The organism is Undibacterium sp. Ji50W (genome assembly GCF_049340445.1).
In the GTDB taxonomy this organism is placed as follows: domain Bacteria; phylum Pseudomonadota; class Gammaproteobacteria; order Burkholderiales; family Burkholderiaceae_D; genus Undibacterium.
On the sequence record NZ_JBMPOX010000006.1, the window covers coordinates 137197 to 162661 of the forward strand.

The 25465-nt window shown below is 52.0% G+C and carries 17 protein-coding genes; 11 read left to right on the forward strand and 6 right to left on the reverse strand.

Translation table 11 applies throughout. The features are described 5' to 3' along the window. Positions 1–164 precede the first annotated feature (164 nt). Positions 165–1148 carry a hypothetical protein gene (locus tag ACO0K9_RS11805; RefSeq protein ID WP_422985034.1) on the reverse strand — a complete coding sequence of 328 codons (984 nt, stop codon included), beginning with the start codon at positions 1146–1148 and terminating at the stop codon, positions 165–167. A 218-nt stretch (positions 1149–1366) separates the two neighbouring features. Then, positions 1367–4852 (reverse strand): DUF4157 domain-containing protein, encoded by a 3486-nt coding sequence (locus ACO0K9_RS11810; protein ID WP_422985036.1) that lies wholly within the window; start codon positions 4850–4852, stop codon positions 1367–1369. 216 nt (positions 4853–5068) lie between these two features. Between ACO0K9_RS11810 and ACO0K9_RS11815 the strand changes: the two genes are divergently transcribed. From ACO0K9_RS11815 to ACO0K9_RS11860, 10 genes are all read left to right on the forward strand, one after another. Continuing rightward, positions 5069–5458 carry a hypothetical protein gene (locus tag ACO0K9_RS11815; RefSeq protein WP_422985038.1) on the forward strand — a complete coding sequence of 130 codons (390 nt, stop codon included), beginning with the start codon at positions 5069–5071 and terminating at the stop codon, positions 5456–5458. A gap of 56 nt (positions 5459–5514) precedes the next feature. Next, on the forward strand, positions 5515–5850 hold the full coding sequence (locus ACO0K9_RS11820) for a hypothetical protein (protein WP_422985040.1): 336 nt from the start codon (positions 5515–5517) through the stop codon (positions 5848–5850). Then, a complete protein-coding gene (locus ACO0K9_RS11825) occupies positions 5786–7438 on the forward strand; it encodes a DUF4157 domain-containing protein (RefSeq protein WP_422985042.1) in 1653 nt (550 codons plus the stop codon). Before ACO0K9_RS11820 ends, ACO0K9_RS11825 begins: the two co-directional genes overlap by 65 nt. Positions 7439–7744: 306 nt before the next feature. Further along, positions 7745–9337 (forward strand): DUF2138 family protein, encoded by a 1593-nt coding sequence (locus ACO0K9_RS11830; RefSeq protein WP_422985044.1) that lies wholly within the window; start codon positions 7745–7747, stop codon positions 9335–9337. Further along, a complete protein-coding gene (locus ACO0K9_RS11835) occupies positions 9334–10107 on the forward strand; it encodes a DUF1175 family protein (RefSeq protein ID WP_422985046.1) in 774 nt (257 codons plus the stop codon). The genes ACO0K9_RS11830 and ACO0K9_RS11835 overlap by 4 nt, the downstream gene beginning before the upstream one ends. A gap of 9 nt (positions 10108–10116) precedes the next feature. Next, entirely contained in the window at positions 10117–14805 is a 4689-nt protein-coding gene (locus ACO0K9_RS11840; RefSeq protein WP_422985048.1) for an alpha-2-macroglobulin family protein, read from the forward strand. Further along, on the forward strand, positions 14783–16582 hold the full coding sequence (locus tag ACO0K9_RS11845) for a DUF2300 domain-containing protein (protein WP_422985050.1): 1800 nt from the start codon (positions 14783–14785) through the stop codon (positions 16580–16582). Before ACO0K9_RS11840 ends, ACO0K9_RS11845 begins: the two co-directional genes overlap by 23 nt. Beyond that, a complete protein-coding gene (locus ACO0K9_RS11850) occupies positions 16579–17361 on the forward strand; it encodes a YfaP family protein (RefSeq protein ID WP_422985052.1) in 783 nt (260 codons plus the stop codon). The genes ACO0K9_RS11845 and ACO0K9_RS11850 overlap by 4 nt, the downstream gene beginning before the upstream one ends. 10 nt (positions 17362–17371) lie before the next feature. Then, positions 17372–18196 carry a YfaP family protein gene (locus ACO0K9_RS11855; protein ID WP_422985054.1) on the forward strand — a complete coding sequence of 275 codons (825 nt, stop codon included), beginning with the start codon at positions 17372–17374 and terminating at the stop codon, positions 18194–18196. 74 nt (positions 18197–18270) lie between these two features. After that, complete coding sequence (locus ACO0K9_RS11860; protein ID WP_422985056.1) at positions 18271–19470, forward strand: serine hydrolase domain-containing protein; 1200 nt, start codon at positions 18271–18273, stop codon at positions 19468–19470. An 870-nt stretch (positions 19471–20340) separates the two neighbouring features. Here ACO0K9_RS11860 and ACO0K9_RS11865 read toward each other — a convergent pair. The 3 genes from ACO0K9_RS11865 to ACO0K9_RS11875 all read right to left on the reverse strand — a co-directional run bounded on the left by ACO0K9_RS11865 (position 20341) and on the right by ACO0K9_RS11875 (position 21662). Then, positions 20341–20583 carry a hypothetical protein gene (locus ACO0K9_RS11865; RefSeq protein ID WP_422985058.1) on the reverse strand — a complete coding sequence of 81 codons (243 nt, stop codon included), beginning with the start codon at positions 20581–20583 and terminating at the stop codon, positions 20341–20343. 277 nt (positions 20584–20860) lie between these two features. Beyond that, positions 20861–21334, reverse strand: coding sequence for a hypothetical protein (locus ACO0K9_RS11870; RefSeq protein ID WP_422985060.1), 474 nt, complete (start codon positions 21332–21334; stop codon positions 20861–20863). A gap of 43 nt (positions 21335–21377) precedes the next feature. Then, the gene (locus ACO0K9_RS11875) at positions 21378–21662 is read right to left on the reverse strand and encodes a hypothetical protein (protein ID WP_422985062.1); all 285 of its coding nucleotides are present in this window, start codon (positions 21660–21662) and stop codon (positions 21378–21380) included. 292 nt (positions 21663–21954) lie between these two features. Here ACO0K9_RS11875 and ACO0K9_RS11880 point away from each other — a divergent pair, with 292 nt between their 5' ends. After that, positions 21955–22308, forward strand: coding sequence for a helix-turn-helix domain-containing protein (locus ACO0K9_RS11880; protein ID WP_422985064.1), 354 nt, complete (start codon positions 21955–21957; stop codon positions 22306–22308). On the opposite strand, the gene ACO0K9_RS11885 is transcribed toward ACO0K9_RS11880, so the two are convergent. Further along, on the reverse strand, positions 22257–25232 hold the full coding sequence (locus ACO0K9_RS11885; protein WP_422985066.1) for a DUF4157 domain-containing protein: 2976 nt from the start codon (positions 25230–25232) through the stop codon (positions 22257–22259). The genes ACO0K9_RS11880 and ACO0K9_RS11885 overlap by 52 nt on opposite strands. Between the last annotated feature and the right edge of the window lie 233 nt (positions 25233–25465).

Sequence of the window (25465 nt, forward strand, 5' to 3'; positions counted from 1 at the left end):
TGATGCAACTGCCAGTGTAGATCAAAACATACTGCGCCCTAAATTATCACAATTGCCATTATCCGTCACCCATTTGCGATTTTTTCTGTTGGACTGCACAAGCGGCGTCTGGGGAATTGCCCTGCAAGTATTTCGTTTCAAGCGAATTTCAGTCTGACAATTTCTCAGTCCAGCAATTTCACAGAATAACCCTCTTTCCTGAACACCTCCAGCAATCCGTCACATCGCTCAGGGTTTGCTTTTGATTGAAAGACGTGGCTCAGGCCCAGTGCATAGAATTGCACACCTTCGCCCAGGTTCTGTTTTATTGTCCTTATCCAATTCTTGTTGCGACCACAGATAATCTCACGGTCAGATTCTTTCGAATCGCCTTCCCACAAGGGTGTCAAAAAACCTGTGGATACGCTGTCCGAAAATTCTTTATTGCTGTGAGCAATTCTTTCGTCAGACATGGGCTTGAAGTTGAATGGATCATAGGCCGTGACATATTTTTCCAAAAACTGAAGTCTTGCGTCCCCCATGTTGCAATAAGCTTCCAGCATTTCTGTGGCATTTTCTATAGATGCATTGGTTTTTTCTTTGCGCTCCAGGGCTATAAAGCTGGCAATTTGGGAACGGGCCGTGCGGTCTATACCAAGTTGGCGTTTCAATTCAGGATTTTTGCGCAGTATTTCTGAAAATTTTTCTATCATGGCGGCATGCAGGCCGTACTCAGAAAGATTCTCTACCCTGCTCTTCACAAAATACAAATTGGCCTGGTGAAGTTCGCGTTTTTGCTGCTCGTTTAATTCAAGCCTGGCAGCAGTGGCATCAGCTTGTTCATCCGTTGGCATGGTCATGGCCGCATCCGCTCTTGTCACGCGGTCACGTAGTGCCTGCAAGCGTTGACGGTTGTCGGGCGTATCAGACAGGGGTACCGGGCAAGCAGGCATCTTGAAACTGATCAGCAATGCAGCCTCATGCGAAAAGACATCTGCCTTCAGCGCCAGCGGCATGATCGTTCTTTGCAGATAATGGTCGTATTCCACATCCAGCCCGTTATGGGTAACAGGCAAGATATAGAATTTCCCGCTGACACCAGTCTGGTTTGTTCCAGATATTTCCCACAAGCGGGGTACATCGGCAGCAAATGCCAACCTGCTTCCCATTCCGCCCATCAGCATTGCGATGCACAGATGAAGAATGCAACTGAGGGTATTCTTCCGTTGCGCACGCGTGGTGGTTAGTGATCTGGTTTGTTCGTTGTTCAATTTCTGCAAGGGCTCATCCATACTTTCCTGATTTCAATATCTCGTTTCCATTGAGGGAATGGACTCTGTCCATCTTGTTTTTCCAATCCAGGTTAAATTGGTTGATCCAGTTCACGTCATATCTTCCACTTGGCGCTGATTATTTTTTTCAGTGTTGCGGCCCCAACACCACTTATTGTCGTTAAATTTTTCAGCGTATGGTCACCTGGATTGCTCTTCAACCATTTAACTATCGCAGTTGATCGTGTCATATTTTTAACGACGGCATTTATTTCCGTGGCAGTCATTGTCCGCATATCGTCCGACGCCACCGCCCCGCCGCTCACCGAGGTTTTTTGGCGCGCATATAAATAAACTGATTTCGCCTTTTTATAAGTTGCCTTCGGTTTTTTTGGGGGCTTTACCGGAAAAGGTAGTACGGTTCCGGTAGAACTATCTCCATCAGTAAAGACCGAAAACATGAAGCGTTCTGGTGCTGTCGGACTGTAGATACTACTCGCATTAATTGCAGTCAACACCTGAACACCTTCCTTCCTGCCTGTGACGCTCCCCTCCAGGTTCGAACTCACATCTTTTGCATTCGCATGCCAATATCCAGGTATGCGTGTCATGAACTTGAATTTGGTCGGTAAGCTACCATTTTTTGTATTTTTCTGAATGTAGTCAATGCCATCGTGCCAGGTTATACCGGACCCTCCAATTGTTTCGGTTTTCCCATCCATCACTCTGTCTACCAAATCCGACACAGGTACTTCATAGGTATCAGAGGGGTAACTGACTTCCGCTTTGACATACACTTCTTTTTTCTTCGTCACCGCTTTCGTCGCGCCATTCTCCAACACAGATGAATACACCGGTGCATTAAATTCGTTTTCCTGCGGGGCGAGATTCCATGATTCATATAAATTAAACTTTGTGGGATCCATAATCTGATCACCGATAAGATGCCCACCTTCATACTGCTTACTTAACAAGTCGCCTGTATTAATCAGCTCTTCTTGCACGCCCATCCTGCCCACCTTGGATTCCCCCGTTCCCGAACGTCCTTTCCCGCGGGGTGACGTCGATACAGCCTCGACAGATCCAGGTCTATAAAATGTCTCAGTCACGCTATCATTACCACTGTTTAACAAGGTGTCATTCTTATTCACTTTCGGAAGCGGGCTGCCACCAGCCTCAAACTCTTCTTTCATATAGTGCTTGTTGATATTTTTCAGGAACTGTCCCAATGGGCTCAGTTCCTGTCCATCATACTGGACCGCATCCAATTTATCCGTACCGCCGCCCCCTATCCGCCCGGACACTATTTTCGTAGTGACGGGAACATAAATGGAAGGTGATGCCGTTAACTCTGCATACATTTTGCTGTCTTCTGCATCGTGTACCAGATGTGATGCATCTAAATCAAACTGTGTTTGCAAGCTCTGCAATTTCCGGTTCAACCTGGGTACGTCTTCGTCGGTCACAGCGCCCTGCTTCATCCACGCATTAAAAATATCGCCGGCCGCCTTTTTTCGTCCGTCCGGATTCATCTTAGGCAATATTTTTTCTGTCCATTTTTTATTTGTGTACACCGCTTTTTCAGAATAGACGCCTGTATTGATGACATGAAAGAAAATTTGCTTGTTCTTTTCCGGGGAGTCAGACTCACCCAAATACAAGGCATTGCGTCCAGTTATTGCGGCCGCAATCCGAAGTTGCTGCTTCTGCTGCTCTTCCCATTGGCCATGATCATATTTTTCGTCGCCAAGAGAAATCCCTTCATTTTCTTCTTCAATAATTTCATTGCCATCTTCGTCTTTTTCCGTATAGTTAATTGAAGGAGAAAATCTCATCGCTTCCATTTCCTGGCTAAATTCATCGGATTCATCAAATGAATTAGCTTCCTCTCCTTCCTGGAAAATGTCTTCCTTCACTCCATGCTCTGCCACTGCCTGCCAGCCGTTTTCTTCGATCACATCGTCCACGGCTTCATCAAAAGCGCTTTCAAAATCAGCGAAAAATTCTTCTGTCAATTTCTGCTCAACCACATATTGAATGAAATCCTGATGAACACGATTTCCCTTTTCCTCAACGGTGATCTTTCCATTACTTTCCTCTGCGAATTGCATTCCATGCTCCCGCCCAAGATGGACAGCAAGGTCACTTTGATCTTCGATTTGTTTTTCAGGTACTTGAAGCTCAGGCTGGTAGGAACTAGAGGAAGAAGACCAGTCAATATCATCTTCAATTTCAATGGGAATTCCGACATCTTCAAACAAGTGGTGTTCGCTGAGAGCATCAACGTTCTCCTCTTTTCCCTCATCGATCATGGGGCGTCCTTTTTCCTCTTGCACGGAAAAACTGGAAGAAAACGCCTGTTCACCCAGCAGGAAGTTGTCTATGTAGCCCTGGTCTTCAGGCAAGGCAGAGGAATTCTGATAATCCACAGATTCGTCATCCTCCATGCCGGGCCCTGAACCCTCTGCTGCCTCATTATTGTGAAGCGGAGAACTAAAACTGGGTTCGTAACTGCCTTCATTTTTTAATTTCTTTTTTTGATTTTCAGAAGGCTTTTTCCTTTTTTCATCTCCAAACCTGGTGAATTTTCTTTTCAACGGTATTTCGGTCCGTCTAATTTCCCACTCACCTAACCACTGATCATTGATGAAATAGATGTTCAGTGTTTCCTGCCCACCCAAAATCATCAATTGTATTTTCCCTCCATCTCTGGCAATTTCCTTATAATATTGACCTGCTTCCATGTCTTGCCACAAGCCCCCCACTGTTTGTATAAACGCGCCTTGAACTACTTGCTGGCTCCCGGCACCTGATATCACCGTGGGAACGGTATCCGGCGCAGCACCGTGATATCCGGCACCACTAGTCAAAGCCCGCGCCCCCATGACATCAGCCTCGTTTTCCAGCCCAGCGTCATCATTGACAGGCACGCCCTGCTTCAATTGCGTAGTCGCCTGCACCCTGCCCTGCATTTGCTGCACTACGTGCCAGGCTTCGTGCGGCAAATGCTGTTCTTGCCCCGGTGCCAGGTGGATGTCGCTGCCCTGGGCATAGGCATGGGCCTGTAATTGCGCTGGCTGGGATGAGTTGTAGTGCACCTTGACGTGATTAAGACTCATACCGGACAGGTTTTCCACACCCGTCTTGAGTTCGTCTGGCAAACCCGTACGATTGGGACTGGCAGGTGCTGCCTGCGTGCGTACAGTGCTTGCGGTGCTTGCGCCAGAATCACTGCCCTGTACCTGACGCTGCGACGGTGCTTGCTTCATGGCGTCATCAGTATTGCTGCTGACAGGCAAGCGCTGTATCTGCGGGCTGTTCTGGCTGTTATGGCTGTTCTGGCTGTTGTCTGCCAATTGCCGGATAGATCGCAGTTGCCGTGCCTGTGGGCTGTTGTTGGCCAGTTGCTGCATGGACCGGAGTTGATGTGCTTGCGGGCTGTTGTCAGCCAGCGCCTGCAAGCGTCTTTGCATTTGTGCAATAGGTCGCTGATCAAAAAATTCCCGCCCTGCTTCATCGGGCAGTTGTTGCGCCGGCTGGGTAACAGTCTGCGTGCTGGTAGGTGCCTGGTCGCTGGTGACGCGCGCCGCCGTTTCACTCATGGTGTGATTTCATTCTGGTTTCTAGACGAAGTTACTGACCAACTTACTGACCAACTTACTGACAAGCACAAAGAATTTACATTGTTATTATAATAATTTTGGTGTAATTTATCACTTGTTTCGTTTTTTTCGTGTTGTAGACTGGTGCTTTGGCATTGCCTCAAGCGAGAAAAGCCAAATGCCAGTCAAACCATTCCATACATGCCAGGGTGATTTATGAAATCGCGTCTCTCAGCACCGGTAGAAGCAGCAAGACAAAGTCCTTCGTGGCAAAACACGCCGCTGCAAAAAAAGAAAAATCCGCCCGGCTTCACGGATCAAAGGCCGGCTGCCATCGCACAAATGAAATTGCAAGCCATGGCAAGCAACAGCCCGCAGGCGATGCAGCTCAAGGCAAGAATGGAAATGACAGGCCAGCACAACTTGCCGGTACAGCGGGCAAAAGAGGACGACCTCATGCAGGGCAAGTTTGACACTGCCCAATTGGCGAAGGAAGACGAACTTACGCAGGGCAAGTTTGACACTGCGCAATTGGCCAAAGAAGAAGACTTGATGCAAGGCAAGTTTGAACCTGTGCAGCGGGTGGAAGACGAAGAGCCGGTGTAAGGCAATCTGCTGCAGATTTGTAGCGCGTCATCAGGGAAGCAAGAAAACAGCCCGCCATGCAGACATACACCAGCCAGGACGCCGCCAGCAAAACCCTGTCATCCAGGACAAAAGGGAGCAAGACGCCAAGCCTGGCGGTGATAGACGCCGGCACCCGGACAGTCGATCAGCGCCATGAAGCAGGTGCCATGCGGCAATTGCAAAGCCGGGCAAACCACAGCCCACCGGCATTGCAATTGCAAAGCCTGCAGCAGATGGCCAGGCAAAGCCCGCAGGCTAAGCGGCTCCACACCTTGCAGGCCATGGCGGATGAGCGCAGCCCAACGCATGCAAAACCAGACCAACGATGCCGCAGGCAGCGCGCGCTCAACAAAAATCCACCCAGCAAATAAGCACGGCTTGCCAGCGCAACTGCAGGCAGGCATGGAAAGCCTGTCCGGCATGTCTTTAGACCATGTCCAGGTGCATTACAACTCCGACAAACCCGCCCAGTTACAAGCCCATGCTTATGCCCAGGGCAGCGACATCCACCTGGCACCGGGGCAAGAAAAGCACTTGCCGCATGAAGCCTGGCATGTGGTCCAGCAAGCACAGGGCCGCGTGCGCCCCACCCTGCAGATGAAGCAGGGGGTGGCAGTCAATGACGATGTGGGGCTGGAACAAGAGGCCGATGTGATGGGGGCCAGGGCTCTCGCCATCGCCCCTGTATCTGCTAAAACTACCAGTGGCAAAGAGCCTGGTTCTTTGTCAGTGCAAAAACTTGCCATTGCGCAGGCGATGCCGGTTATTCAGCGTGCGATTGTAACGACTGTTAAATACACGAAGCCTGTTGCAGATCAACACAAAAGTAAGATGGCGGCATTAGAAAAATATCTTGACACATCGCTAGCCGGTCTGGGCAACGAAATCAAAAAAATCAATATCGATGTCATGACCAGAAGCCTTACTGATCCTGCCAGGACCGATAAAAAAGGCGATACCATCGAGGTATATATTGGCGACTGGTTTGTCATTTCCGCTTCTGTGGGAGATCTTTGCGGCATGATCGCGCACGAAATAGGCGTACACACTCTGGCAAATGATCAAATGGGAGTGGGCGATAAAAGTGAAGAGAAAACATACGAGAAAATACCGTTCAATGTCAATGTAGGATGGCACACCCATACAATAAGCCCCTGGGATGACAAAAATAAAAAAGGGGGCCGCCAACAAGACCACGTCAATGTCGTGCGTGACAAGGGGACGGATGAGGGCCCAATGCGACAAATCAAAGGACAAGCCATCACAGATAAAAATGGAAAATCACTCAAGGGTGGGCCCTATGATGAGGATTCAGCCAATCGCCGGGCCGAGGTATATGCCAATACCATGCTAGGCCTGGGTGATGCAATCGATGCTGATAACACCATCAACCAAGAGGAAAAAGACCAGCGTCTGCACGATTTGCTGAATTCTTTCCTGTTCGATTATGGTCGCATGTTGGCAGGCAACGATGTCGCCCTGCGTGTGATAGACAAGACCCCACTTGTTGCACAAGTGTTCAACTGGTACAAGAACGTCATTATCACCCGCCACAGTGCAGCCCACGGCTGGTTACTCAGAAAAACCATGCAACCCGAAGCCAGCACCTGGGGGCTAAGAGCCTATTTACTGGGGCGAATGGCCCAGTCCGCCAGTGCAAAGGTATTACCTGAATCGGTACACAATCTTGGTGCCGGCATTGCCAATGTGGGTGGGCAGGTATTGGGAGGTTTGGGGTCAGTCGCATCCGCAATGACGCCAGGCTTCGTCAAAAAGGGACTCAATTATGGCTTGCGCACGGCTGATTTTTTATACGGTGAAGCAGAAAATCAAGTGTTTCCACGCGTGACTGAAGGCCTTGGCTGGGTCGGGGGCAAAGCGCTTGGAGGCCTTGGTTGGGCCGGCGGTAAAGCGATTGGAGGTCTTGGTTGGGCCGGGGGTAAATTAGGTTTGTGGTGACCAGGCTTGCACGCTGATCGGGATGATTGCCAGAACGGGTAAGCTTTAAAAGCATAGCGTGGTTGGAGTCATTACCTTGCCAATAATCAACATCATCAAAAACAAGCTGGACCGCCATCCCATAACCCCAGCTTATAGTCCCTGTATGCATTTGACGACCTTATTTGGCAACCTTATTGCCAAGCATGTGCATATTTACAGATGCTTACCAAAATTTAAAGCAATATAGAGAAATTCGATTGTCAGCCCTGTCTGCATTCGATAGTATTCGTGCAACTAAAGACCTCTGCGCAAAAGGGAGAATTCATGCGTCGTATTTGGATCGTCACCGGTACTGTTGTCACAGTGGCCGCCGCAGCTCTTGGCTACCAGTTGGGTAAGCACTGGAAAGATTATCACTATGTGGGCGGTCGCCTGAAAGTGGATATGTCACAAGCTGATGCGCTGATACGCACCACCAGCCTGTCTAAACTGCCGCGTGATTTGCTGCGGGTGCCCATCGCCAAAGATGTGCTGACCGAAGACCTGGCCTTTTATTACGAGCAGAACGAAGACCGCATGGGCCTGAACGGTGCCATCAAGCGTATTGCCTATGAGCATGAACTTGACTGGCAAGACAAGCTGTATGCCAGCATTTTTAATGAACCGGCAGAAGTCGCCTTCTGGCGCGATGGCAAAGGTGCGCTGCGCCATTATGCGGTCGTCATGCGCCGTGGCGTATTTACCAAGGCGCTGGAAGAAGCTGCCAAGGTCGCCTTGAAAGATGGCCAGTTGAAAAAAGCGGGCGACATCAGCACCAGCAATGGCAATGCGCTGGTCCTGGCACTGGAAGTCAACCCGCGCCGTACCCTGCTGTTGATCAGCCAGGGCGACCGCCTGGTGGTCTTGTCTGATCCCGGCCTGCTGTTTGATGAAAGCAACAGCATGGTGAAAGAAGCCCGTGCTGCCGTCACCAACTGGCTGGAACATGATGGTGCGCTGGCCAAGCAATTTGACCTGGACAATATAGTAAGCTCTGCGGCCCCGCCTGCGGACACCGCCAGACACACGCTGGCCATCGGTGCGCCTACCATGGCGCTGGGGTATGGCGCTTTTGTGTCGGGCTTTAAAGGTATGCGTTTTGATTTTGGTGGCGACTGGTCAACCTCGGTCTGGCTGGATTCAAATAAACTGACATCGGCCCAATTGCTGGACCCGGCCCTGTGGACAGCCGCCCCGGCCAACCCCAGCGCCTGCGTGGTGATGCCAGTTGACTGGGCGATGGTGAACAAGGTATTGAAAGAAGCATCTGCCAAACCCAATTTACCTGAGCAGGCGCTGGCCAGCCTGTCTGGCCCTGGCCTGGCTTGCTGGTACCGTGAATCGAACTTGTATTCACCGGTATTTATTGCCAAACTGCCCGCCAATACCGCCAACCGCGACACTACCTTGCAAGCCATGGCCACCTGGGCCATCGCCAGTGGCGAACAGGCCGCACCCGGCAAGGGTAAAACCAAGGCCAAGCCTGATCAAAAATTCTGGCGCAATGCCAACAGCAAGGCAACGCTGGCGGCCAGTGCCGATTTTGTGGTGTTTTCGCCGGACGGCGGGTTGGTTGAAAAAGTCATCGACACCATCGCCCGCAGCAACCCCAGCGTGGCAGACCAAAGCCCTGGCACACAGAACACACTGGGCCTGATCACGCCGCGCCCGCTGTCTGAAATGGCGCAGCGTGAAGTGTATGCAGCACTCAGCGGTCCGGATGACACGAATTTCCTGGATGCAGCCAAGACCCATCTGCCAGCGCGTATGAAAGCCCTGGCCAGTTACCCGCCTATCCGCCTGGAATTGAGCAAGACCCAGGCCAGTGGCAAAGCCTGGCAAAAAGTCGATTGGATCAGCAAGGAGAAATCCAATTGAACCGCCGACAAGTCTTGCACACCCTGGCACTGAAGGGCATGCTGGCCAGCAGCACTGCATTAGGCATATTAGGCTGGCAGCGGCTGGCGCTGGCGCAAAAAGTGACGGCACCAGCGGTACCTTTGCCGCTGCCAGTGACGTTGCCGACAGCCGGCAACAGCAAAGCGGCCAGCCTGGCTTCGCCATCAGTGAACAGCACGCCGATGGCACTGACACCAGCACAATCACGCAGTTTTAGAGGCTGGATGACACGCATCATCGCCGCCCAGTTAACCGCAGGCCCCACCCCGCGCTGGCAACAGCGTGACTGTGTGGGCCTGGTGCGTTTTGCCGTGGCCGAATCGCTGCGCGAGCATGATGAAAAATGGAAGCGTGCCAATGGCATGCTGGGCACCGCCTTGCCGCCAGAAATCGAGCTGGACAAAAGTACCCAGTCAGTGCGCCATCAGTGGCGGCTGGCAGATGGTTCGGTATCAGCCTATGTCAGCGCGATAGAAATGGTGCAGGAGAACGCCCGTTTTCGCAGCAAGGACTGTAACCTGGCAGCCCCCGGTGATTTGCTGTTTTATGACCAGGGCGATGCCCAGCATCTGATGGTGTGGATGAATTCTTACATTGCCTATCACACCGGCACCGTCACGCCCACTGACAATGGCTTGCGCGCCGTCAAGCTGCGCGACTTGCAAGCCTGGCGCGATACGCGCTGGCACCCTACCCAAGATAATCCCAATTTTGCGGGCGTGTATCGCCTCAATTTCTTGTCCGCCTGAAAGCGCCCAATGAAAGCCAAACTCAATCAATCTCGCTATTTCACTTTCCTGACAGCGCTGTGCGCCCTGTTATTGTTCATGCCTGCGATAGCGCAGGATGGCAGTAGCGGTTCATCGTTCTTCTTGCTCAGTGATGCGGCCTACGGTTCTGCCGACAATGCCACCGTGCGACTGGAAGCGCAAGACATGGGCCAGATCGCCGAATATGGTGGTGTCGATGTGTACGTCTATAAGGTCAAAGACCCGCTGGACTTTTTGAAGGCACAAAAAAACCTGCACCGCATTGATAGCCAGGGCAACTACAAAGGCAAGGGCATTGCTGATGCGCTGGCCCGTACCTGGGATAGCTGGTGGATGGCGTCGCGCCGCATGTGGCGCAGCCTGTTTTCTGCCGATGCCAGGAAAGCCGTGACCACGCAAGTGCCAGAAGTGCGTCTGCACCCGCTGGTCAAAGCCCCGACACCACAGCAACTGAACCCGCTGTACCAGCCGCTGAAGGCGCATACCCTGGTAGACAGCTTCCGTTACCCTGTGCACGTGGCCCAACCGATACAGCCGCCCAAAGGCGTCCAGCTCGATGGCAGCAGCAGCGAATTTATCGCTTCACCCAAAGGCAATGTCCTGATACCGCTGGGTAAAAAAGAACCCGGCCTGTACCTGGTGGAAGCCATGGTCGGCAGCTATCGCGCTGTGACTTTGGTGTTTGTATCTGATTCCATCGCCGTCACCAAAGTGTCCAGCAAACAAATGCTGGTATGGGTAGCAGACCGCCGTACCAGCCAGCCGGTGGCGGAAGCCAAAACCGTATGGACCGATGGTGCCGGTATCTTAAGTACCGGTAACACCGATGCCAGCGGCATCGCCAATTTTGAGCGCGATGCACCAGAAAAAACCTATGTCTATGGTGAAGACAGCAAAGGCGGTGTCTTTGTTGCAGAAAACTATTATTACGACAGCGAAATCTATAACACCAAACTGTATGCCGTCACCGACCGCCCCCTGTATCGCCCTGGCGAAACTGTATATGTGAAATTTTTGGGGCGTACCTTTGTCTCAGCCCGTGAATCCACACCCATCACCGCAGGTGAATTGAAGTTGCAGGTGTTTGATGCCAATGGCTTCCCGGTCGCGGCCCAGACCCTGCAAATGACACCGCAATCGGGTGGTGATACCGTATTCCAGTTGCCAGACAATGCTGTGGCCGGTGGTTACGAATTACGCTTCAACTACAAGGGCAATAACTACGGTGCCGCTTTCCGCGTGGCCGAATACCAAAAGCCGCATTTTGAAATTAATGTCTTGCCCGGCAAAAAAGATTACAAAACCAATGAAGCCATCAGCGGCAAGCTGCAACTGGTCTACCCCGACGGCAAACCCGTGGTCAATGCCAAGGCCGACCTGACCGTGCGCGCCCAGCGCCTGACGATCGTGGAAGGTGACCTGGGTTATGCAGGCCAGTTTCCCGTTCAGTTGAGCAACACCGTGCTGACCACTGACAGCAATGGCTTTGTCGACTTTAAACTGCCCGCAGCGACTGAACCCAGCCGCTACGTCTTGACGGTGTTGGCGACCGACGGTGCCGCCTACCGCGTGCGCGCCACCAAAGAAATTTTGGTGGAACGTGGTGCCGGTACCTATAGCCTGAAAGCCGAACGCGCCTTCTCTGCCGTTGGTGAAAACATGAACTTTGCCATGACTGCCCTGCCGGTACCCGGCAACGTGGTCAGCACCCTCAGCGCGCCAGCAACATGGGATTGGGTCAGGCTGGAAAACCAGAAAAAATCCAGCGGCAAACTTGGCAACAGCAATAAGCTGGGCCTGGCCTTCCCTGAACCTGGCACCTATACCCTGTCCGTGCGTGATGCTAACGGCAATATCCTTGGTGCGACATCCCATTATGTCAGCGGTGCCGGCGTCGCTGCGCCGCAGGGTTCGATAGAAATGGTGTTTGACAAGGCCAGCTACAAGCCGGGTGAAACAGCCAGTGCCCTGATCACCTTCCCGCAGCAAATCGACCAAGCCCTGTTCACGCTGGAGCGGGACAAGGTAGAAAAAACTGCACTCATGACCAATGCCAATGGCTGGCTCACTGCCAAGCGTTTATCACCGATGCAGTGGAAGGTAGAAATACCGGTGCAGGATACCTATGGCCCCAACATCACCCTGTCTGTGGTGTATGTGAAGGGTGCCGACTATGTGTTCCAGAACCTGGGCTTAAAAGTGGAACAGCCACGCATCAATGTCGCCGTCAAAGCCGACAAGGCCGTGTATGCGCCGGGTGACAAGGTCACGCTAGACCTGACCGCCATGGTCGCTGGCCAACCAGCAGGCGGCAGCCAGTTGACGGTGGGTGTGGTGGATGAAATGATCTATGTGCTGCAGCCTGAAATTGCACCGGACATTTCTGACTTTTTCTATCACCCGCGTCGCAACAACGTGCGCACCTCGGCCAGTCTGAGCTTTATCGCCTATGACCTGGCGGTGCCACCATCCAAGCTGGCCTTGCCGGCCAACGGGCAAACCCATGACCGTGCCATCAAGGTATTGGAAAGACCGCGCCGCGAAGACAAGGACACCGCCCTGTGGCAACCGAATGTCACGACTGATGCATCAGGCCGCGCCCGCCTGAGCTTCACCATGCCTGATTCGCTGACACGCTGGCGCATTACCGTGCGGGCCACGGCAGCCAGCGGCAATGTCGGCCAAAACATTGCCTACGTACGGTCTGACAAAGACTTTTATGTGAAATGGACCAGCCCGAACTGGATGCGCGTGCAAGATGCCCCTAACGCCAGCGTCGCCATCTTCAACCAGGGCAACCAGGATGCCAGCGCCAGCCTCAGTGTTACAGGTTCTGGCGTCAACAAACAAGAAAACCTGAAACTGAAACCGGGTGCCAATTTTGTGTCGCTGCCGCTGAAAGCCAATGGCCTGGACAATAAAATAGACCTGTCGCTGGCTGTGGGCGGCAAGACGGTGGATGCGCTGAACGTACCGCTGAAAATCATCCCCGTGCACTGGCTCAGCCAACGCTCGGTCAGCGTGCCGGTCACCGGCAAGGAAACCATATTGAAACTGCCAGCAGATGCCAGCAACCTGCAACTGCAATTTGCAGACAGCGCCAATGCCCAGTTCCGTCGTTTGATGGATGACCTGATCGACTACCCGTTTGGTTGTGTCGAGCAAACATCCAGCCGCCTGATCCCCTACAGCCTGGCCTTGCAGGCGACGCTGCCAAGTGAAGAGAAACTGACGGCACAACTGACCCAACGCCTGTACAGCTACCGCTTCCGCCTGGCGCAAATGGCTGGCCCCAACGCCAGCTTTGGCTGGTGGAGCGTGCCAGAAAAGGATGGTGATGCCCTGCTGACCACCTATGCCTACTATGCCGACTGGCATGCCAGCCGTGCCCTCAAACTGGCGCTGCCAGACGGCCATTTTGACCGCCTGACCGAAGTCTATCGCAAGGACGGCATCAACCAGCCCGTATGGCAACGCGCCCTGATGCTGTACTGGATGCAGGACATGGGCTTGCCGGTACGTTCACTGGCCGAAGCCCTGAGCGAAGAACTGGGCAACAAGGCTGCATCTGCCAAACCGGCCGCTGTGACCCCTCGCTCTGGTATGAGCAGCATGATCTTCGCCAACCGGGATGATGATCTGCAAAACGCCATGAGCACCCTGCTGGCCGCCTATGTGGTACAGCAAAGCAAGGGCAACCTGACAGCCGCCACCAGCGCAGCCCTGCCGGATGCCGCAGCACGCGTGCACCAGGCCGACCTGCCTTTGGGTGAAGCCCTGCTGATTTTGACTGGCAAACGCCCGGCCAATGAAAGCGCAGCGGTACTTGAATGGGTACGGGCTGAATACCCAACCATAGACCGCGCCTTGGCCCTGCTGTGGACTTACCGCGCCATGGGTGGCGGTACTGCCGGCAAATCTGGCGCCAATGACCCACTGCTGCGCAACAACATGGCCAAGGTAGAACTGGAAGCCGGCTGGCAGGCAAGGGAAACCATCACCGGCCAGAATGTATTCCGCTGGAATGTCACTGCCGCCACACCGGCACCAGGCGTCATCAAGATGACATCGACCCCAAGTGCCGGCATGATAGCAATCGCCCAGTTTGACAGCCGCGAGCCAGAAAAAACCAGCCTACCAGTGAAGCTGGAACGCCGCCTGTACCGCCTGGTACCAGAAGCCATCACAGCACCAAGCACCACGCCAAGCACCGCAAGCAAGCCTGCCGCCAACTCTGCCAGTGCTGTGGCGCAGCCTGTACCTGGCAAAGCTGGCTTCAAGCTGGAATTATTGGGCGATGGAGCCACATTGAAAACCGATGAAGTGTATCTGGATGAAGTCGTGCTGACCCGCACATCTGGCCCGACGCTGAACTTTGGCATCGTTGAAGTACCGCTGCCACCGGGTACCACGGCTGACCGCTCTACCTGGGGCATCAGCGTTCGTTTCCCTGGCGGCAAAGATATGGAAGCGATGGAACGTGCGCGTTATGAACAGACCCCACGCGGCTATGCCGTGCCAGTAGACGCACTGACAAATGAAGTCGTGGTGCGCCACCTGGTCAGGGCCGCGCAGACCGGCAAGTTTGCCCTGCCGCCTGCCCGCTACTACCGCATGTACCAGCCAGACCAGAAAGCCTTTGAGGACAAGCCACGTGCGATTATGGAAATTCGCTGACCCTGCGCGCAAGCTAGTCCGCATCACCATGCTTGCCAGCACAACCATAGGAACCATGGCGATGCTGCCTTTATCCGCACTTGCGGATGAAAGCGGCAACGCCACGGTGGCATGGTTGCGTGATGGCAAAGTAGAGGCGCGCGCCTTGTCGGGTACCTTGCCTGGTACCTCAGCCAGCACATCATCCAATCAGGATGGCAAAGCGGTAGAACAAAAGATTCCCCTCGGTAGCCTGTGGAAGCTGTTTGTCTACGCCTACCTGCAAGACAATCACGTGCAGGAAAGTGCCTATACTTGCAATGCAAAAAAAGACCTGCGCAGCAAGCTGGAAAAAGACGAAGAACGTTATTGCTGTGAACCCGGCGATCAGGTACAGCGCGACAGCGCCCTGGCAAGATCATGCGCGCCCTACTTTTCACCGGCACGCCTTGGCCTGAACGACAAGGACTGGAAAAGCTATTGGCAAACCCGCAGCGACGCCACCTGGTTACAGCGCACGGCGCAACTACAGCCAGACACCCAGATCAGCATCAGGGATTTGCTGGAGACCTTAAACAAGTTTTCACCACAGGCACGCGCCGCTGCCCGCACAGCCCTGCTGGAAACCGCCGTGCAAGGCTATGGCCGCGCAGCCTGGGCGCAACTGGGCACTGGCATCCGCTACAAAACCTATTCCTGGCATCTGCCTGACCAGAGCGCCTTTGGCGGTGCCGCAGGCTGGCTGGCCGATGGCACGCCATTCTGGTTTGGGGCGCGTGGGTCCAGCCGGTCTAGCCTCAGCACCTGGGCCAATGCGCTGGCCACCACCCTGCCCGCACCACGCTGGGCAGGCATCAATAACATGGACAATGTTGGTGACGAAGCCCATTGCGTCGATGTCGATTTTTTTGCGCGTTACCCTTTGCGCGAAGTGCTGCCTCTGCCAGTGCCTGTCAACTCGACCGGCACCACCGCCCGCGCCGGCACCATGACAGGCAAATATCGCCTGCAATTTTCCAATGGCAATACACTGGACATCAACAGCAATGGCAGCCTTAACCTGCAACGTGCGCCCGGCATGGCACCGCAAATCAGTGGCCGCCTCAGCGTCAATGACTATGTCGCCCGCGTGATAGACCGGGAAGGTGATGCCAGCAATGTGCAAGCCGCCCGCAGCCTGGCGATTGCTGCCCGCACTTACCTGGTACAAAATGCCACCCTTGACCATGGCTGCTGGCGCATCGCCGACGCCACCAGCCGCCAGCGCGTCAGCGCTAACCCGCCAACCGAAGCCGCCATGGACGCCGCCTGGTTTACCGATGACCTGATATTGCAAGGCGCAAACGTGCGCTATCACAATGACAGTGCCGGCACCAACCGCATGTCTTTGAAAGACGCGGCAAAGCAGGCCAGCCAGGGCTGGAATTTTGAACGCATCCTGGCCGCCAGTTATCCGCAAGCCAGCATCGCCAGCTTCAACGGCAAATCCGATTGCCAGCCGCTGGCCGCCGCACAAAGCTGGCTGGCCAATAACAGCAGCAAATGGCAAGCCCTGCTGCGCCGCGAGCCCGGTTTTGAAAACCCCGACACACCGCCCGCCGTATGTGCCCTGGCCAGCGGCAACCCGTATTCAGACCAGAAGCGCATGCGTATTTATGCACGCGGCTGGCGCAGCCTGGACGAACGCATCACCCTCGCCCATGAATACCTGCACCTGGCTTTACGATTTCATCCGAACGGCGCCAAAGAAGACTATGTAGAAAAACTGGCGCGCCGCCTCATAGAAGGAAGTACATGATCAAGCTCAAATTCACACGCCTGGCATTCGCCGTTGGCACAACCGTGGCCATGCTATCGGCGACCAGCGCCTTCGCTGCCGATGTCAATGTCGACGCCCCGCGTGGTGGCTGGCGGCATAGCGGTGGTGAATCATCACCTTTTACCCAGCCTGTGCATTACCCGGCATCGTCCGTCAATACCGAAGGCCAGAACGAAATGGCCCTGATCAAAGGCCGCATCAATGGCAACATCAAAAAAGGCCCGGGCAAACTGATCGTCAATGGTGTCGGCATGCCGCTGTCTGTGGGCGCAGCCGGTGAATTTGCCCGCCCCTACTCGTTCAGTTCTGGTTCCAACAATGTCGAAGTGCGCAGCCCTGACGGCAGCGATGTCAAGCGCGTGCAGTTTTTTGACACCAACACCAGCCGCCCATTGACACGCCTGCGCGTGGTCTTGTCGTGGGACAGCGATGGCACCGATCTTGATCTGCACGTTATTTCACCCGATGGCCAGCATGTGTTTTACGGCAACCGCGTGGTAGCCAATGGCGGCGCACTGGATGTCGATGTCACCACCGGCTATGGGCCAGAAATCTATGCCAACACCGCCCCCATCAAAGGCACTTACCATGTGTACGTCAACTACTATGGCAGCGGTGGTAACGACAAAGACCTGACCATCGCCAAGGTCGCCATCATCAGCCAGGAAGGCACGCTCTCAGAAAAGCAGCAAATTTTTCAGGTGCCCATGCGCAAAGCCGGTGAGCTGACGCTGATCAAATCCTTCACCTATCCTTGAGACCCACGCCATGAAGATCCCCCTTTTTTTGCTGGGCTGTGTCGTGCTAAGCGGTGCGATCGGCACCACCCATGCCCTGGCCGATGAAAAACCCGCCGCCACTGAACAACCCACCATCAACAGCCCGCGTGGTGGCTGGAACTATGGCGGCCTGACCGACAAATCCAGTGAAGGACGTGCCTCTTACCCGCTGCCACCGATAGACCGTGGCACGCAAAAAAACCGCACCCTGATCGAAGGCCACATCCGCGACGCCGGCAAGCAAAGAAAGCACACCCTCATCGTCAACGGCAACCCCATGGTACTTAACTATGGCACCGATGGCCGCTATGAACGCCACTATGCCTTTGGCAGCGGTTCCAACAATATAGAAATCATGGGGCCAGATGGCAAGAGCCTGCAACGCGTACAGTATTACGAAGCCAATACCCAGCAACTGTCGCCACAGCTACGCATCATCTGTTCATGGGATGCGCCAGAAGCCGAAGTGGACCTGCACATCATCACCCCCGACGGCCAGCACGCCTTTTTTGGCGTACCCACCTTGAATGGCGGTGGTGGCCTCGATGTGGATAGTGTCGACGGCCCCGGCCCCGAAATGTTCACCACCATCGCCCCCCTGCATGGCGCTTACCATGTGTTTGTCAATTATTGGGGTAACTATACCAGCGCTGGCGGTTATAACTTTGATGAAGGCCAACGCAAACAGCCCATCATCACCGCCCGCGTGACCCTGGTGTTTTATGAAAACACCGCCAGAGAAAAACGCGAAAGCTTCGTCATCCCGCTACGCAAGATCGGGGATTTGAATCTGGTGAAATCGTTCATGTTTTGAGGGTGTAATTTGAGATTTAATCTGAGGTGTAATCTAAAGTCTAATCTAAGGGTTAATCTGATCAGGAGAACCGCATGAAATGGACTAAAGCCATCGCCGCTTTTGTGGTCTTACCCCTGCTGGCCATCACAAATACGCCCACGCTGGCCGAACCAGTCACGATCAAGCGCCTTGATGGTTCCAGCATCTCGTCCACAGAAATAGAAACCCAGGTCACACGCCTGATGGCAGCGTCCTGCGTCACCGGCCTGGGCATCGCCATCCTCAACGACAATAAAATTGTCTACACCAAAAGCTTTGGCTGGCGCGACAAAGACCAGCAATTGCCATTGACCGAAGACACCGTCATGTATGGCGCATCCTTCACCAAGGCCGTATTTGCCACGCTGGTATCGCAACTGGTGACCGAAGGCGTGCTTGATCTGGATGTACCAATACAAAAATACCTGCCCAAGCCCCTGCCAGACTATGGCAATTACCGCGACCTGGCAGACGACCCACGCTACCTGACCATCACGCTGCGCATGCTGTTGAACCATACCGCCGGTTTCGCCAACTTCCGCTGGCTGAACGCCAGCAAGAAACTCGAAATCAATTTTACCCCCGGCAGCCGCTATGCGTATTCAGGCGAAGGTATTTATCTTGCCCAACTCGTCGTTGAAACCGTCACCGGCAAAAAAGCCGGCGACCTGATCCAGGAAAGAATTTTCAATCCCCTTGGCATGCACAACACCAGCATGCAGTGGCAAGACCGCTTCAGCGACAACCTGGCAGTCGGTCACGACAAAAATGAAAAATCGCTGGGCCATGTGAAAAGAAAAAAAGTACACGCCGCCGGTTCCATGGACACCACCCTGAATGACTACGCCCATTTCATCCAGGGCGTCATGCAGGCGACCATCATCAGCAAAGACGCCAAAGCCATCATGCTGGCACCACAAATCACCATCACCACACCCACCCAGTTCCCCACCCTGTCCACCGCATCGACGGATGAGAACAAGCCCATCCAACTATCCTACGGCCTGGGCTGGGGCATCTTCCAGACACCCCACGGCAAAGCCTACTTCAAAGAAGGCCACGACGACGGCTGGGAAAACCATTCCGTCGTCTTCGACGATCAAAAAACCGCCGTCGTCATCATGAGCAACAGCGCCAACGGCGACCACATCTTCAAAAACCTGCTGGAATTGCTGATACAGGATGTGTACACGCCGTGGAAATGGGAAGGGTATGTGCCCTTGCAGTGTAGTCGTGTGGTGGTGGGGAGTTAATATTTACAACCAGTGAAATGCAATCGCCCGCCTATATGTATCTGGCCCTCGGTGCAAATATGCGTCCTCCCGAGTGGGGCGTCATATTAAAACATTATTGGACTCAGTATCCGAATATACGTCTCACTGCATGTTGGAACACGCTCACAGCAACAACAATACGCATACTTCGAAACCAGTGCAGACTCAACGACAACGGATCGGATGAAAATATAGGCAAATACGAAAAAGAAAGTCACTGCAAGAACGTAGCGCAATGGACCAGTCTTTTTTTAAAGTTCACTATTCGGGCAATCAGCCATGCCCCAACTACTCCGCCGACGAAATACAGAGCCATTGTTACGGCCCCTATATAGTCAGGTTCAATCTCAGGGTTGAAGCCAATGAGCCGGAACAAACCAACTGTGTAGGCAGCCGCAATCGCACCCCAAATCAGGGGCGATAACCAAATCAATAAACAGGATAGTAGTGTGCGGCGTAACATATTATTTAGTTTTTGAATTTACCGCCTAAATGGGCATTGCCCCATTAAACTTGGTTTAACGGATATCGGTTCCATCCGAAAGTTTCAATATCTTCGCGACAAGCACTATCAATGTTTCTGCCTTGAAAATCAAAGTGTGTCTTAACATTGATCGACTCTGGATTTAGCCATGCCATTTCACATTCGTCACAAAGCAGAAATAATTCGCCTGATTCCCGAATTTTCACTACCAACAAACGACCTTGCTCACATGCGGGGCATACGCTGTGCCAATACGTCATTTCAAATTCCTAAAAAAGTCCTGTCAAAAGCCATTGGCATAAAGCGCTCATTTTTTTGCACATGTAGACGCATTCTTTTTTGAATTTCATCCTGGATCAAAGAAACTATTCGTAATTGCCCTGCAACTCTCGTCTTGCCAGCATTTCCTTGTATTCCACAGACAGTCGGAACAGAGAATCATGGAGTTCTACCATGCGTTTTTTTGCACCGATGTGTACTTCGACACTGTCGATAGTGACGACTACTCCGGCTGATTTGTCTTCATCTCCCCAATCACCGTCAAACCTGACAGTGGTAATTTCCTGCCCCATATGTCCAGAGTAAGGGATGAAGTAACATGTACGCACAAATTCTGCCGAATCAGGCTTTACGATGATTTTGCATCTCATTCCCAAAGCCAGGACAATAAATATGCCAACGCCCATCAGAAAAGCCTGAATACTCATGAAAGGCAAGCCGGGGACTACGCCTCCTGGTATAAATATAAAAAGGAAAGAAAAGAATACGGCTACGCCATCGCGTCCTGAGTATTCATAGAGTACGTCTGGCTTCACAGGTGTCTTATAGGTTGTGTGCGGTATGGTAACAGTCTAATTGAAAATTTTGCCAGAAACCAGATTTGAATTATTCCTCAGAATGTATAACGCCCAGGCCTTGCCTGATCGCTTCTTCGGCAACCGATCGGCAAATAATTTCGTCTTCTATAATCAGGCTGCGATTGGAAATCTGATTTATCAACCTATACGAAACAACTTGTCTGCCAGTGATTTCTACTTGTAAGCCCTGTGACTCGCACTGCTGAATTAGTTTTCTAGCACAGGCTGATTCATGTTCGCCTAAAGGAAACCGCTTTGCCTTCCTGACCAACGCCACTATCTCGCCTGGCGGCTTATCAGCAAACCCGGGTACAACAGCGCGTAGCGCGTTTATATCGGCAAGCGTCGGTCCTGCATCTGTGAATACAAGCTGAAGATGCTGCAAATTCCTGACGTGACAATGGACGACCCAGCCAAGCTCGGTGCCGTTCCACAGATGGGAAAACTGATGTACTGACTGCATAAATCTAATTTCAATATAGTTCAGCGTAGGCTCTGCCATATTCAGTTCAAGCGTCTACCCGCTGTAGATCTGTTCGAAGAGATTACATTTCAGCATCATGAACAGGTCGCCCAAGCGCAAGCGTCAGCCTGGCACACAATACCGTGAACCAGGCTGTCCAGAGTCCAGGCTCCATTTCACCGTCAAACAACAAGCCACTTGGTTCTGCAGATGCCGAAATATAACGATCACTTCCCTCTTTGCCATACCAGCACGGCCATTCAGAATTTTCTATCCAGCCATCCATTTCTCTATAGACTTTACTTACTTTTTCCCAATCGGATGCAGGCATATCGATGGGCAGGTTTATGGTGATTGTTTGGAACATATCAATTCATTGTGAGTGTGTGCTTTCAAATCCTAACACGGCAACTGAGCATTCAGTGCGTGGCAATCTGCTTAAAGCAATGCAGACACGCCCAACAAAGCCGGGGTCTGATATTCATATATTTCCAACCCGGCGGGCGATTACGCGCTGCTAATCGCCCCTACACAGGCTATCGCCGTCGCCCAGTCTCGTGAATGTCAGACCCTGTTTTTGCTGACCCCGCACCCGTTCTTGACGAAGGTATTTGTCAAGTGCGCCGAATTTATTGGTAAGCGCCAATTCTCTCCCCTAAGTGGAGATAGCCGAGCGGTCGAAAATGATTCTACTCGCGGCAGATGGCGCGACGGACAAGGAGATTAGCGCCGAGTTGGGCGTCTTGCGCGCCACTGTGGCACGTTGGCGTGGTCGCTACATCGAAGATGGTCTTTCGGGAATTGAGCAGGATGGAACGCGGCCAGGACGCAAGCCGCAGATTTCCGAGCGCAAGGTCAAGGCGATCGTGAAAATGACAACCCAGCAAACACCGGCCAGTGCAACGCACTGTACATTAACTCGTTCTGTCCATTTGGCCAGGGCTAGTACCGGCTATCTGAATTACTCAGCAATTTGTTTAATCTTCTCGATAGAAAAAAGTTCATTTAATTGATTGAGCTTAGTCTTCCATTTATTGACAAACGCCCGCGAACCGTTGCTCGTACCAGGTTCCACACGATTCAATTGCCTGTCTTCGATAATTTTCTGGGTTACCCAATTGGCTAGTGTAGGTGGGATATTCCCGTAACGGTCAGCAATCTGCAAAGCAATCATGGTTTGGTCATCTGTAACAAAATTCGATTCTTCCATACCGACGTAACCAGGTACATAGTCAATCAGCGCTTCTATTTGGGCACGCAAAGGTGTAAGTTGGTCATTATTCAAAATAGTAGGTGCAGACAAGGTTTTGACAAGTTGCCGCATTTTTTGTGCATTACCAAGCTGATTCAGATTGTTTGGAATAGTGTTGTTCAATAAAACTATTTCTTTGTTCAATTTTCTTTTATCTGCACCAAGCTTTTTGTAATCTTCCTCTTTTTTATTTCTTTCCCCGACCAGGACATCAATATAATCAAGTAAGCGGATAGCAGAGCCACCTATGATTTCCAGTGAATTATCACTGGCAGCCAAGCCTGTTGCGGTGCCCTCTGATAAAGTGACTGGTGCGAACTCTTTGACTTCCAAAATCTTTTGCGCCGATATCAACAATTTGTCCACACTCTTTATCTGGGTCGTTATCTTACTATCTTTCAACACCTTTTTTACTCGAGGCTCAATGCCTTTCCAGTAGATATTGTAGTTACTATGCTTCAACGATACATCGATACTATCACTCGATGTAGTTGAGCCAGTTGATATACCAAACCGGCCACTCGTATCATATTGCAAGCTCAAGTCCTTTCTGGCACTTGGATCAAAAGTATTCCATACTTTTTCTACTGCTGGTCCTTGGGCTATCACCAGGTAATCGACCAACTTATTCTTGGATTCCGAAACACGCCAACCTCCATTTTTTCTAACGAATTCTTGTCCTGCATTTACGCGGTCTACATCCTTTTTCCATTTTCCAGAAATATCCATCTTCACGCGATCGCCAGAAATAGTCCAGCCATTTAAATAGTCAAAATACAAGTCAACCCAACCTTTGTTCTTGATTTTATTCCCCATCCCCTCGGCAATAGCCGGGCCGCCGGTCACTACCCAGTCTACTCCCATGCCAAGATTGCTCGCGGTATAAGCTGCATCTACACCTGCATTGGGTCCGGCAACACCAATCAAGAGTATTCGCCCGAGCTTTTTCCGCTCGGTATAATCTTGCATGATGTTTGAAGTAGGAACATTCAATTGTCGCTGGAATTCATCAAGATCCATTACCCGGCGTTTTTCAGTATCCCGATCTTTTTCATCTATTTCTTCGTAGTGTTTATTACTTTTAATATTATCGAATTTATGTGGGCCTATACCTAATCCAGACACCACTTTGAGTGCATAGTAGGTGCCACGACCGCTTTGTATCTCATACCATTTGTTTGGCAATCTGCTGACCTTGCTGATTTCCGCATTAACCGTGGTGAAACGACTGCTGAAGTAAGCAATATCCTTTGACAGCGCTAAGGCATTGCCCTCAAACTCTTCATCTGTTCCATCTGATTTCTTGGGCAATTGTGTATGACTGCGCTTTGGCGAAATCATGTGCATAGGGTGATTGACGAAGCTGATTCCCCTGCTCTTGAGTGCTCGTGGATTCCAGGGCTGCACCTGTCCAATAATGACGGTACTGCGCGGGTCCAAAGAGCGACCATTGACATTGATGTAGTTGGCAATACTGGCTCCAGTCCCCAGTAAGGCGACTTGAAATGTTTTAGCGGGATCTAACGTTTGTTTTTTTTGCGCTTCAAATTCCTTATGCAACTCCCAAGGTTTTTTCTTTTTGTCCAGTTCTGAAGACTCCAACTGATCTTTTTTCTGTTGTGCCCGGTAGTTCTTATTAAGGAATTTTTTCGCACTTTGAAAGTAACTGGCCACGTGTTGGGGGTTGTCCAGGTTGATTTCACCATAATCAATAGAACTATTCACCAAATCCCAGAGATTATTGGCAAATGCCAGTTTTCTATCCAGTTCTGCTTTTACTTCTTCATAGTCAGGAAAAAACGCGTTTAATTCAATGAAATTTTTTTCTATCGCCTGCTTCACCTTGGCGTGCAATGCTTCAGCCCGTATATGAATTTGAAGAAAATCTGGGCGCAGAGGGTCCTCTCCAGAAAAATCAATTTTTCTTTGTACTGGAACCTGATGTTGGGTACTGGCCGAGTGAAGTGAATATTGTCCATCTACGTTTGCTGAAGCCCCTTTGTTATTGTCACTCAACTGCACTGGCCGAGACTGCATTGCCTTGAGACCCATCCTGTCTGCCTCTTCTTCCAATCCACGGTCATCGTTGACTGGTATTCCACCTTTCTTTTGCATGGTTGGCCGTACACGCCCCTGCGCCTGTTGCACCACATGCCAGGCTTCATGCGGCACATGCTGCTCCTGACCCGGTGCAACATGAATCTCGCTGCCTTGCGCGTAGGCGTGGGCATTGAGTTGCGCCGGCTTTGAGGAATTGTAATGAACCTTTACATGATTCATGCTGAGGCCGGACAAGTTTTCAATGCCCGATTTGAGACTCTCCGAAAGACCCGTGTTATTGGTTTTGGAGCTGGTCTGTACAACGCCTTTGGCACTATCGGTTTCTGATGAATTGCTTCGGAGCACATGCGCATCCATCATTGTGCGCGTAGCATTAAGTTGCAGGGTCCGCTTACTGGTTTGTGCCATCCGCTGGTAGGCCTGCAATTTCTTGGCCTGGTTACTGTTATTGGCAATGTCCGAAAGCCGACGCTGAGCGATGGCCTGGGCCCGGTTGTCGCTGAGTCCATTCCCCAATTTACCTTCCAACTGACTCCCGTTATCGACGGCAAGTTGTACGCCTTGCGAAGTATCGTTCTTTGGAGCTTCAGTTTGTTTATGTTGCATCGGCAATGGCGAACCCATGAGCAACCTCACTTATTTCTAATGAATTAAGAGACTAAATATGAAACTAAATAATTAGGACTTACGCAAAACCGCCCCAGCTGCGTTGCAGCTCCGCATTTAGCAAGATTCGGTACTAAAGTACTGTCTTCGTCGCTGACGGTGTAGTCGGGGTTTCAGGCAACATGTTGCCTGCCGACGAAACGAACCTCCCTTGCAAGGGAGGTTTCCTAAAAGCGATAGCCTTGCTGGGA

What these genes read in the sequence shown, in the direction of transcription:
- ACO0K9_RS11805 (WP_422985034.1), bottom strand. Translation starts at nt 1,148, where the DNA reads ATGGGAAGCAGGTTGGCATTTGCTGCCGATGTACCCCGCTTGTGGGAA.
- ACO0K9_RS11810 (WP_422985036.1), bottom strand. Translation starts at nt 4,852, where the DNA reads ATGAGTGAAACGGCGGCGCGCGTCACCAGCGACCAGGCACCTACCAGC.
- ACO0K9_RS11815 (WP_422985038.1), top strand. Translation starts at nt 5,069, where the DNA reads ATGAAATCGCGTCTCTCAGCACCGGTAGAAGCAGCAAGACAAAGTCCT.
- ACO0K9_RS11820 (WP_422985040.1), top strand. Translation starts at nt 5,515, where the DNA reads ATGCAGACATACACCAGCCAGGACGCCGCCAGCAAAACCCTGTCATCC.
- ACO0K9_RS11825 (WP_422985042.1), top strand. Translation starts at nt 5,786, where the DNA reads ATGCAAAACCAGACCAACGATGCCGCAGGCAGCGCGCGCTCAACAAAA.
- ACO0K9_RS11830 (WP_422985044.1), top strand. Translation starts at nt 7,745, where the DNA reads ATGCGTCGTATTTGGATCGTCACCGGTACTGTTGTCACAGTGGCCGCC.
- ACO0K9_RS11840 (WP_422985048.1), top strand. Translation starts at nt 10,117, where the DNA reads ATGAAAGCCAAACTCAATCAATCTCGCTATTTCACTTTCCTGACAGCG.
- ACO0K9_RS11850 (WP_422985052.1), top strand. Translation starts at nt 16,579, where the DNA reads ATGATCAAGCTCAAATTCACACGCCTGGCATTCGCCGTTGGCACAACC.
- ACO0K9_RS11855 (WP_422985054.1), top strand. Translation starts at nt 17,372, where the DNA reads ATGAAGATCCCCCTTTTTTTGCTGGGCTGTGTCGTGCTAAGCGGTGCG.
- ACO0K9_RS11860 (WP_422985056.1), top strand. Translation starts at nt 18,271, where the DNA reads ATGAAATGGACTAAAGCCATCGCCGCTTTTGTGGTCTTACCCCTGCTG.
- ACO0K9_RS11870 (WP_422985060.1), bottom strand. Translation starts at nt 21,334, where the DNA reads ATGGCAGAGCCTACGCTGAACTATATTGAAATTAGATTTATGCAGTCA.
- ACO0K9_RS11875 (WP_422985062.1), bottom strand. Translation starts at nt 21,662, where the DNA reads ATGTTCCAAACAATCACCATAAACCTGCCCATCGATATGCCTGCATCC.
- ACO0K9_RS11885 (WP_422985066.1), bottom strand. Translation starts at nt 25,232, where the DNA reads ATGGGTTCGCCATTGCCGATGCAACATAAACAAACTGAAGCTCCAAAG.